This window comes from Streptomyces sp. NBC_01788 (genome assembly GCF_035917575.1).
GTDB lineage: Bacteria > Actinomycetota > Actinomycetes > Streptomycetales > Streptomycetaceae > Streptomyces.
On the sequence record NZ_CP109090.1, the window covers coordinates 7,819,779 to 7,829,157 of the forward strand.

10 protein-coding genes are annotated in these 9,379 nt (G+C 69.5%); 3 read left to right on the forward strand and 7 right to left on the reverse strand.

Annotated elements, in window-relative coordinates:
- Window positions 1-252: 252 nt before the first annotated feature.
- Both OIE49_RS34820 and OIE49_RS34825 read right to left on the reverse strand, forming a co-directional pair.
- A complete protein-coding gene (locus OIE49_RS34820; protein ID WP_326805782.1) occupies window positions 253-651 on the reverse strand; it encodes a 5-carboxymethyl-2-hydroxymuconate Delta-isomerase in 399 nt (132 codons plus the stop codon).
- 17 nt (window positions 652-668) lie between these two features.
- Complete coding sequence (locus tag OIE49_RS34825) at window positions 669-1,139, reverse strand: pyridoxamine 5'-phosphate oxidase family protein (protein ID WP_326805783.1); 471 nt, start codon at window positions 1,137-1,139, stop codon at window positions 669-671.
- A 244-nt stretch (window positions 1,140-1,383) separates the two neighbouring features.
- Between OIE49_RS34825 and OIE49_RS34830 the strand changes: the two genes are divergently transcribed.
- Entirely contained in the window at window positions 1,384-1,890 is a 507-nt protein-coding gene (locus tag OIE49_RS34830) for a DinB family protein (protein WP_326805784.1), read from the forward strand.
- A 44-nt stretch (window positions 1,891-1,934) separates the two neighbouring features.
- On the opposite strand, the gene OIE49_RS34835 is transcribed toward OIE49_RS34830, so the two are convergent.
- Window positions 1,935-3,425, reverse strand: a complete 1,491-nt coding sequence (locus tag OIE49_RS34835; RefSeq protein ID WP_326805785.1) for a multicopper oxidase family protein — start codon at window positions 3,423-3,425, stop codon at window positions 1,935-1,937.
- 332 nt (window positions 3,426-3,757) lie between these two features.
- Window positions 3,758-4,243 carry a carboxymuconolactone decarboxylase family protein gene (locus OIE49_RS34840; RefSeq protein WP_326805786.1) on the reverse strand — a complete coding sequence of 162 codons (486 nt, stop codon included), beginning with the start codon at window positions 4,241-4,243 and terminating at the stop codon, window positions 3,758-3,760.
- A gap of 187 nt (window positions 4,244-4,430) precedes the next feature.
- Between OIE49_RS34840 and OIE49_RS34845 the strand changes: the two genes are divergently transcribed.
- Window positions 4,431-5,369 carry an RNA polymerase sigma-70 factor gene (locus OIE49_RS34845; RefSeq protein ID WP_326805787.1) on the forward strand — a complete coding sequence of 313 codons (939 nt, stop codon included), beginning with the start codon at window positions 4,431-4,433 and terminating at the stop codon, window positions 5,367-5,369.
- Window positions 5,370-5,395: 26 nt separating this feature from the next.
- Here OIE49_RS34845 and OIE49_RS34850 read toward each other — a convergent pair whose 3' ends face one another.
- Complete coding sequence (locus tag OIE49_RS34850) at window positions 5,396-6,625, reverse strand: amidase (protein WP_326805788.1); 1,230 nt, start codon at window positions 6,623-6,625, stop codon at window positions 5,396-5,398.
- A 71-nt stretch (window positions 6,626-6,696) separates the two neighbouring features.
- Complete coding sequence (locus OIE49_RS34855) at window positions 6,697-7,254, reverse strand: pyridoxamine 5'-phosphate oxidase family protein (protein ID WP_326805789.1); 558 nt, start codon at window positions 7,252-7,254, stop codon at window positions 6,697-6,699.
- Between the two features lie 217 nt (window positions 7,255-7,471).
- Between OIE49_RS34855 and OIE49_RS34860 the strand changes: the two genes are divergently transcribed.
- Complete coding sequence (locus OIE49_RS34860; protein ID WP_326805790.1) at window positions 7,472-7,915, forward strand: VOC family protein; 444 nt, start codon at window positions 7,472-7,474, stop codon at window positions 7,913-7,915.
- A gap of 53 nt (window positions 7,916-7,968) precedes the next feature.
- On the opposite strand, the gene OIE49_RS34865 is transcribed toward OIE49_RS34860, so the two are convergent.
- A complete protein-coding gene (locus tag OIE49_RS34865) occupies window positions 7,969-8,928 on the reverse strand; it encodes a DUF5996 family protein (protein WP_326806417.1) in 960 nt (319 codons plus the stop codon).
- Window positions 8,929-9,379: the final 451 nt, after the last annotated feature.

A 9,379-nucleotide genomic window follows, 5' to 3' on the forward strand; every position in this document is an offset into this window, starting at 1 on the left:
CATGCGATCACCCGCGACCCGGGGTCGAGGAACACACGTGCGTCAGCTCGTGAATTGAGCCGACGTCGGCCCAGGTGAACGGCTGACAGAGCGATGCTCGACCGGCTCTCCTTCCAGCTCCCCAACCTGCTCGACGGCCTGCGTCCGCTGCGTGACCCAGACGCCACCGAAGAGGAATGACCGGTTCCTGGCCCGCCCCGCCGGAGGGGAGAAACCTGGACGATCACCTGATCACGAAGTGCGGCTGGAGTATTAGGTGTCCTGGGGGACATCCCCGGCGGACTCGATGTGGCTCGCATACCCGTCCGGGTCGAGGTCGCGTACTTCGACCGAGAAGTGGACCTCGAACTCCGGTAGCGGCCCGACGCGTGTGCGAAGAAGCGCGAGGACGGATTCGCTGAGCGCGCGTTTGACCTCGGCGCTGCGGCCGGCCTTCAGCGCGATTTCGATGTGGACCGCCTGATGGGTTTCTTCCGTGCGATCGGCGATGTACCAGTCGTCCTGAGGGTAGATGAATCGGATCCGGCAGGCCTCGGCGCGCGCGCCGCTGTTGGCCACGATCAGCGCATGCAACTCCGGGCCGAGCACGTCATACTCGAGGACCCCGCTGTCGCCCAGTGAATTGGTGTACGTCACGGTCACATGTGGCATGGGCGCAGCATATTCACTCACGTCCGCTGTTCCAGCCACGTCCCGTCGCGCATGATGACGCTGCCGCGTAGTTCCGGCACGCCGCGCCAGGCGCGCACACTCTCCGGCACCACGCGCACATACAAGAAGGAACCCTCCTCCGCGCGCGGGTCCCACCCGAACTTCGCGGCGAACGCCTCCGCTGCGTCTCCGGGCACATCCTGATCCAGGAAGCACTCCGCCGCACCCTGGAGAAGCACCACATCGAAGGTGTCCGGCAGCGCCAGCCGCACGCGCGGCTCCTCGCGGACGTTCCGCGCAGTTGCGGAAGTGGCACTGGTGCACATCCACACCGCTCGCCCATCCCACAAGAACCACAGCGGCACCTGGTGCGGCCCATGATCAGGATGTGCTGTCGACACCCATACATCCCGCTCGGTGACGAGCCGTTCCAGAGTGTCGCGCCTACGCTCCGCCGCCTGCCGGCGAACAATCCCCGTGGTCCGCATGAGCGCCGACCTTAGCCAGCAGGCGCAAAGCGCACATGAGGCAAAAGACCTACTCCCGGCGACCGATGAACCCTTCAGCCCCTGGCCCGGGGACGGCCGACTGGGGTGCTCAGCGCGGCCGACGCGCTCGTGGACGCGCGACCCGGACCGCTGCCAGGCAGCCGGGCTCGGCGACGACACCGTCAAGAGGGAACCGAATTGATCACCTCGACAGCGGGCGCGGTGGGTGGGGATGCTTCGCGCGATGACCAGAATCAACGACACGCCGCCCACATGGGACGAGCGCACCCAGCTCACCACGTTCCTCGACTACGCACGGGACATCGCCCGCGCCAAGTGCGGCGGCGTCTCCGCGGAAAACGCCCGCAAGGCGCTCCTGCCGGGCTCACCGCTGATGACCATGAGCGGAGTGATCAACCACCTCCGCTGGATCGAGTACTACTGGTTCCAGGTGGTCTTCCTCGGCGAGGAAGACCGGGCCCCCATGACGGATGAGGATCCCGACCGCGAGATGCGTATCGCCGTCGACTTCCCGCTCACGCAGTTGCTCGACGAATACGCCGAACAGAGCGCCCGCTACCGTGAACTGGTCGTCGGGAACGACCTGGACAAGCAGGCCGAGGGAACCATCCGCAACGGCCTCCACGTCGACCTGCGCTGGATCCTCCTCCACCTCACCGAGGAGACAGCCCGCCACAATGGCCACCTGGACATACTGCGCGAGATGCTCGACGGCACGACCGGCGACTAGGCGTTGACGGCTCTGGTCGACCTGGCCCGTCGTCCCGGCTGCGGTCAGGTGCAGTGGAGCAGCGTCATGAAGCCGTAGTCCATGTGGAGTTGCTGGTGGCAGTGGAACAGGGACAGGCCCGGCTGGTCGGCGGTGAAGTCGAAGTCGAGGGTCTGGTAGCCGCCGAGCATGACGACGTCCTTGTGCAGCCCGTGGGTCGGGGTGCCGGCGATGTCGGTGACTTCGAAGGTGTGGCGGTGCAGATGGAGGGGGTGGATGTCGTCGGTGGCGTTGCGGAACCGCATCCGGTAGCGGCCGCCGCGGTCGATGTCCCGCACCGGCTTGTCGGTGTCCATGGAGAAGGGCACGCCGTTGAGGGTCCAGATGTTGAAGCCCTTGTCGGCGGCGTTGCGTTTCTCCACCAGCATGTCGAAGGTACGGTCGGGCCGTTGGGCGGTGCCACCCGCGAGGGCGAAGGAACGGTAGTCCCACTTGGACTTGGGCGGTGCGGTCCACTGAGGGGAACCGCCGCGGCCGGCGTACTCGACCACGGTGCCCATGCCGTTCCTCCGGTCGTCGTCGGCGAGATCCCCCAGTACCCACACGCCCGGATGGTTCATCTCCACCAGCGCCGAGACACGTTCGGCGGTGCCGATCCACAGCACCGGCACATCGGCGGGGTGAGGCACCGGATTGCCGTCGAGGGCGACCACTTTGAAGGTGTGGCCGGGCAGGGCCAGGCTGCGGATCTCGGTGGCGCTGGCGTTGACCACGTGGAACAGCACACGCTGCCCGGACTTGACCCTGACCGGTGAGCCGTGGCCCAGCTTGCGGCCGTTGACACTGAACGCGGTGTAGCCGACCTCGTAGCCGTGCGGCATCCCGCGGGCCAGCGAGGCGGCCATCGCCTTCTCACCGCTGCGCTTCAGGGCCGGCACCTCGGAGCCGGCCAGGAAGTTCTGGGGCATGTCCCCGCCCTGGCTGAAGGACGGTCCGAACTCCTTCAGCACCAGGAAGACCTCCTGGTCGTAGGCGCCGGAGTTGGCCGCGGGCTCGATGAAAACCGGGCCCGCCTGACCGGTGTAGGTACCCAGGTTCAGGTCGTCATGCGCTGCCACGTGGGTGTGGTAGAAGCGGAAACCGGCCGGTCCGGGCGTGAACGACAGACGACGCGTTCCGTGCGCCGGGATGTACGGGGTGCCCTCCTCCGCGGCCCCGTCCACTTCGGCGGGAATCCGCTGGCCGTGCCAGTGAAGCAGTTCGGGTGTGTCGGTGTCGTTGTGGACGTCGACCACGACCGGGCGGCCTTCGGTGAACCGCAGCAGCGGACCGGGGAACTGCCCGTTGTACGTCGTTGTGGACACGATCGTGTCCGGCGCGAGCTCGACGAGCCCGGTGGCGATCCGCACCGTGTGGTCCGCCCTGCCCGGGGCAACCGGCGCGGCGGACGGCGCCGCCGAGGCCGCGGAGGCGGCGGCAGGAGTCGCCTTTGCCGCGCCCCCGGCCAGCAGAGCCAGGCCGCCGAGCTTGAGGACGTCGCGACGCGTGATCTGCACGGTCTGCTCCCTTCCTGGGCAGGGCCCGAGCAAGCGAGCAGCGGGCCAGAAATCTCCCCCTTTCCGACCAGTGTCCGCCTCCCCGCCGGAGCGCACCGACGGCGGCGCTGTCCTGCCGCGGGCCGCAGCCCGTCGAGGCCGACGAGAACTCCGGCCGCAGACCCGCCAGGCCGTCGGCGAACGGAACGCCCTGCCCGCCGAGGCCGCCCAGCCACCCGACCGGAACCTGCCGAGCGATGACCTGCCTGCGCCGGCCCCGCACCACTTCTCGCCGCGGAGCGGGCCCGGCCCGGATCGACTGATCCCGGGCCGGACCCGGCAACGGACGCGGCTCAGTCGAACGCGGCGGCGAACATGCCGGGCTCGTAGGAACCGCCCTGCTGGTGCACGATCACGGCGAGCCGGTTGGCCGCGTTGATCATGGCGACCAGCGCGACCAGTGCGGCAATCCCGTCGTCGTCGTAGTGCTTGCGCACCTGGGCCCAGGTCTCGTCGGACACGCCCTGGTGGGCGTCGGCGAGCCGGGTGCCCTCCTCAGCGAGCGCCAGGGCGGCCCGCTCGGCCTCGGTGAACACGGTGGACTCGCGCCAGGCGGCCACCAGGTTGAGCCGTACGGCGGTCTCACCGGCGGCCGCCGCCTCCTTGGTGTGCAGGTCGATGCACCAGCCACAGCCGTTGATCTGGCTGGCGCGCAGCGACACCAGCTCCTGCGTGGACCGCGGCAAAGGTGACTGCTGGACCAACAGGCCGACGCCTGCGAACCGCTTGGCGAACTTGGCGCCGATCTCGTTGTCGAACAGGTTGAACCGGGTGCTCATGATGTCGTCCTCACTCGTTGCTCGTCATTCGTCGCGTTGCGCTGGACGAACACGAGATGCCGGCCACCCGCTCCCTGTGACGGGGCAGCGGTGTGACGTGCGCCACCGCTCATCGGTGTCACAAGGCCGCGGCGGCCGGCGTCCTGTGTGCGAGGCATCGTCGAGAACGGACGGACGGGAGCAGCCGGTGAAGAGCCAGCGCAGTGAGTGCACAGGGGACACGGCCGGTCGGCCCACCGACGGCGGACGCACGGACCCCGCCACCGAGGCGTTCGTCGCCCACCGCAACCTGCTGTTCACCGTCGCCTACGAGATGCTCGGCTCCGCCGCCGACGCGGAGGACGTCCTTCAGGAGACCTGGCTGCGGTGGTCCGGTGTCGATCTCGGCACGGTGCGCGACCGGCGCGCGTACCTCGTCCGGATCACCACGCGCCAGGCGCTGAGCCGGCTGCGCACACTCGGCCGGAGGCGGGAGTCCTACGTCGGTTCCTGGCTGCCCGAGCCGTTGCTGACCGCCCCCGACGTGGCAGAGGACATCGAGCTGGCCGACAGCGTCTCGATGGCGATGCTGCTGGTGCTGGAGACACTCACGCCGACCGAGCGTGCGGTGTTCGTGCTGCGTGAGGTGTTCGACCTCGGGTACGACGAGATCGCCGACGCCGTCGACAAGACCTCCGCCGCGGTCCGCCAGATCGCCCACCGGGCACGGTCGCACGTCGCGGCGCGCCGCCCGCGCGGGGTCGTCTCCGCGGCCGAGACGCGGGACGCGCTCCACGCCTTCCAACGGGCGGTCGAAACGGGCGATCTCCAGCGCCTGCTGGACATCCTCGCGCCGGACGTCGTCCTCCTGGGCGACGGCGGGGGAGTCAAGCAGGCCGTGCCGCGGCCCATCGTGGGGGCGGACAAGGTGGGCCGCCTGCTGGCCTCCGGACTGGGCAGGATCACCGAGGCGTCGCTGCGGCCGGCGCAGGTCAACGCCTGTCCGGCGCTGATTCTCCGGATCAACGGCGAGATCGACACCGTACTGACGCTGCGCGTCGACAACGGCCTCATCACCGGGCTCTACGCCGTACGCAACCCCGGGAAACTCTCCCACATGCACCGTGAGACCACCCTGCGCCGCTGAGCCCGGGAACCTCCGACACGGAGGGATTACTCGCGCGAGGTGTGACGGGCTCCGGAGGCCGTGGCAGTCCACAATGCGTGACGACCCGGATTCAGTTCACGGGCGGCTCGGTCGGCCACGGCGAGCAGCACTCGCTCCTCGTGGCGGCGGGCAACGACATGGAGGCCGACGGGTGATCCCTCGGCCGTGGTGCCTGCCGGAAGGCTGAGCGCCGGATGCCCGCTGAGATTGAACGCCCACGTCAGGGCGACGCTCATGCGTGGCCCCGGCCCGTCGTGGCCGTGCGGCGGGTGGGGCGTGGTGGGCGTGAGGAGGAGGTCGGCTCGCTGGAAGCAGTCGCGCAGCCGCTCCTCGTTCGTCGTCATGACCCTGCTGACGTCGGCCGAGGAGGGTGCGGCCGGGGAAAATCCCGCCCCGCGGAGGGCCGTCCAGGCGGGGGCGGGGTCGACCAGCGTCAGGTCGGGGCCCTTGGCCAGGGTGATCAGACCGGCCTCGGCGAGACGTCGGGCCGAGCGGCGGGCGACGGCGGCGACTTCGGGGTCGGTGTCCGCGTATCCCAGAGTCGCCGACCAGATCGCCCTCAGTGGGTACGCGGGCCGGACGGCAGGCACCTCCGACCCGGTCACCGCGTCGAAGTAGGCGAGGGCGTCCCGCGGGTCGCCCACCAGGACGCCGGGCGAGTTCAGACCCGCTCGATCACGGGCCGGGAGCCGGCCGTTGGTGGGCTTGAAGCCGACGATGCCGCACCACGCCGCGGGGATGCGCACCGAGCCGGCACCGTCGGATCCACTGGCGAGGGGGACGAGACCGGCGGCGACCGCGGCCGCCGAACCCGCCGAGGAGCCGCCGGGTGACCACGCCGGGTCGAGCGGGTTGAGGGTGGGCCCCCGATCGGTGTGCCCGTACGTCTGCCAGCCGGGGCCGGTACGAGGCACCGCGGTCGCGCCGACCGGCACGCATCCGGCGGCCACCAGCCGGGTGTTCTGGTAGGAGCCGGGGCCTTCGCTCGCCTTGACGCCGATCGGCACCCCCGCGAGCAGCAGTCCGGAGCCCTGGGCGACCCGCGCGTCGACGCGGGCGGCGTGAGCGAGCGCCTGCTCGGCCCAGACCTCGGTGAACGCCCGCACGCCGTCGTCGAGTTCGTCGACACGGGCCAGGGCGGCCCCGACGACCTCGACGGCCGTCACCTTGCCCTGCCGCACGTGACGGGCGATGTCCAGGGCGGACAGCTCCGAGTACTCCCCGGTGGTGATCACCACCGCCCTCCTTCGCCATCAGCGCGTGCGCCCACCCTGCTCACCACCACGCCCCCCGTTCGCCCAGTCGCTCAGAACATCCACCGCGTGTGGCTGTACACCCCGTCGTCCCGGCCGAAGCCGTACGCCATGGCCGGGGCCACCGCGAACACCACCGCGTCCCCCTTGCGGAACGCGTCCCCGATCCCGTGGAAGGTGCCCTCGGGTGAGGTGATGTGCGGCCCGTACTTCGTCTCGTACGCCGCGATCACCTCTTCCAGCAGCGCCGGATCGGCAACCTGCCGCGCCGTGCCCTCGACCACGACGTCGAGCCCTTCGGTGAGCGAGTTGCCCCCGGTGGTCAGGGCGCAGTGCCCGTCATGGGAGAGGTTCCTCGCCTTCTGTTCCCCCGGGCCCGTGGCGAAGTACACCACTCCGTCGTGCCAGGCGGCGATCACGGGCGTGACGTGCAGCCGCCCGTCGGGCCGCACCGTGGACACCCAGAAGATCTCGGCGGACCTCAGCAGCCGCTCGGCCTCGGCCCATTCGGTGGCGGTGACCTCCGCGGCACCGGGGCGGGGATTGAGCGCGGAACTGTAGCGGGCGTCGAGCTCGGTCGCGGGCTGATGTGCGGATCCCTGTGCGGGCATGTGGATCTCCTTCTGCTCTGCTCGTACCTCTCTCCTCGTAACGACCGGCATTCCCTGCCGGAATCATCGGTGCGCCCATTCGCGGCGTGTGTGTTCCGTGCCCAGAGGCCTGTCCCGGCCTGTCCCGGGCGCGGGCCGGCCGGCGTGCGGGTGCCGCGCGGCCGGGCCGCGCCTACGCTGGGTGCGTGTCCGACCACACGCCGAGCGGGAGCAGCGTATGAACCGGGACGATCTTCCTGCGCCGGTCGAGGGCCTGGTGCTCACACACTTCTTCACGGTCTCCGACGTGCCGCGTTCCCGGGCGTTCTACGCCGACGTGCTGGGCGGAACGGTCGTACTCGAGGAGAACCCCTGCATCATCAAGATCGCCAACGGCTGGATCATCCTGAACCCCGGCGGCGGCCCCACCGACGACAAGCCCGACGTCGTACTACGCACGCCCGACGACCCTCGTACCGCCTCCAGCTTTCTGAATGTGCGGGTGGCCGACATCCACCGCTTCTGCGAGGCGGCGGCCGCGAAGGGAGCGGAGTTCCTCACCCCGCCCATCGACCGTCGCGCCGAGTTGCGCTGCTACATGCGTGATCCGGACGGCTACCTCATCGAGGTGGGCCAGGCGACGGGACTGCTCAAGGGCGAACTGGCGCGCACCGACATCTGAGAGTCGCGCGCACCGGCATCCGGGAGTCGAACGGGTCGGCCGGCCCGCAGGCCTCAGCCGAACGCCGGCCGGATTCCATGGGCCAGCAGTTGCGGGTCCGTCACCCCGCCCGGGCAGGCGAGCTGGGCGATCGGCCATCCGGTGCATCGGGCGCCCGCCTGGTACGCGCTCTCGTAGAAGGCGAGCACGGCGGCGCGAGGGTCGGGCTCGGTGCGGACGTCGTCGTACGGCAGTACGGCCAGATGGCTGTCGATGCGGGCGACCCAGTGTGCCGCGGCGGGCCGGAGCGGTTCCTCGGCCAGGTGCGCCGGCTCGGGAGCGGTGTAGGAGTAGAACGTGGGCGCGGGGAAGGCGTCGTCGCCGAACCAGAAGCCGAAGCTGATCACCTCCCGGGAGTACGCCTCCCGGGTGACCGGGTCCAGGTGCGCGGGCTGCTCGATGCGGCGGTCGGAGAACCGGGTGTGCGCGATGTCGAAGGTGTGCCAGAAGTGGTGCACCGGGCTCACCTTCCCCGAGTACCCCGCGGCGAACTCCTCCAGCACGGACGCCACTTGGCTGAGGACCCGCCAGTAGCGGTTGGCCTGCGCGGGGTCGTACGCCGCGTGCTCGGTGTCCTCGGCGAACGGCCGGCCGGAGTCGGGCAGGTCGAAGGGCCTGGGAATGTCGAGCCGCATCCGGATGCCCAGCGCGGCCAGCGAGTCCATGACCGCCCCGTAGAAGGACGCCACGGACTGTCCGAGGAGCGGGACGGAGATCTCCCGGCCGTCCAGCGTCGAGACGACCAGCCGATGCGCGACGAAATCGAAGTCCAACGTGAAGATCGGATTGCCGTCCACCTGTCCCATCGGACGTGTCGTGATCCCACGCCCGGTGAGGTGGAACGGGACGTTCCACCAGTGATTGCGCCGGCTGCTTGCGGCGAGACGGACCTTCCCCGCTATCTGAGCGAAGCGATGCAGCGTCTCCTTGGTGTCGCGCCACTCGGCGAGCGGGATCGGCGGGAACAGTTCCATGGTCATCAACCTTCCCTGGCGTCCGACGCTCCTGGCGGCCGGATCGGGCCCCTGGACGACATGATGGCCACGTGGGACAGGCGCGGCATCTCGTGCACCCGGCCGGCTTATACCCCTGCCGACGCCGAAAGTCATTGCTCGGATCCCCGAAAGGGCGAAGTCGAGGGATTCCCCTGGAGTTTCGAACCGTGGCGAATGGAGCCCGGAAGTAGTTCTTCAGTGCGTGGCATCTACGGCACGTCGCTCAGTGAAGTCAAGGGTTGACATGCTGTGGGGGATGGATCCATGATCGCGTTCACGTCAAGATCCCAGCCCTTTGGGTGACTCCGTATGACAAGTGCATCAATTTAACCAGGTAAAGCAATCGATCGAATTCCGGCGCATCCCCCCACCTTCCCCGGATTGATGTTTGTCCGCTCACGGAATTCCGTGTGGTGCCGTCCTCCGATGT

Coding starts and splice junctions, on each gene's coding strand:
- OIE49_RS34820 (WP_326805782.1), bottom strand. CDS start 651: ATGCCACATGTGACCGTGACGTACACCAATTCACTGGGCGACAGCGGG.
- OIE49_RS34855 (WP_326805789.1), bottom strand. CDS start 7,254: ATGCCCGCACAGGGATCCGCACATCAGCCCGCGACCGAGCTCGACGCC.
- OIE49_RS34830 (WP_326805784.1), top strand. CDS start 1,384: ATGACCAGAATCAACGACACGCCGCCCACATGGGACGAGCGCACCCAG.
- OIE49_RS34860 (WP_326805790.1), top strand. CDS start 7,472: ATGAACCGGGACGATCTTCCTGCGCCGGTCGAGGGCCTGGTGCTCACA.
- OIE49_RS34840 (WP_326805786.1), bottom strand. CDS start 4,243: ATGAGCACCCGGTTCAACCTGTTCGACAACGAGATCGGCGCCAAGTTC.
- OIE49_RS34865 (WP_326806417.1), bottom strand. CDS start 8,928: ATGGAACTGTTCCCGCCGATCCCGCTCGCCGAGTGGCGCGACACCAAG.
- OIE49_RS34825 (WP_326805783.1), bottom strand. CDS start 1,139: ATGCGGACCACGGGGATTGTTCGCCGGCAGGCGGCGGAGCGTAGGCGC.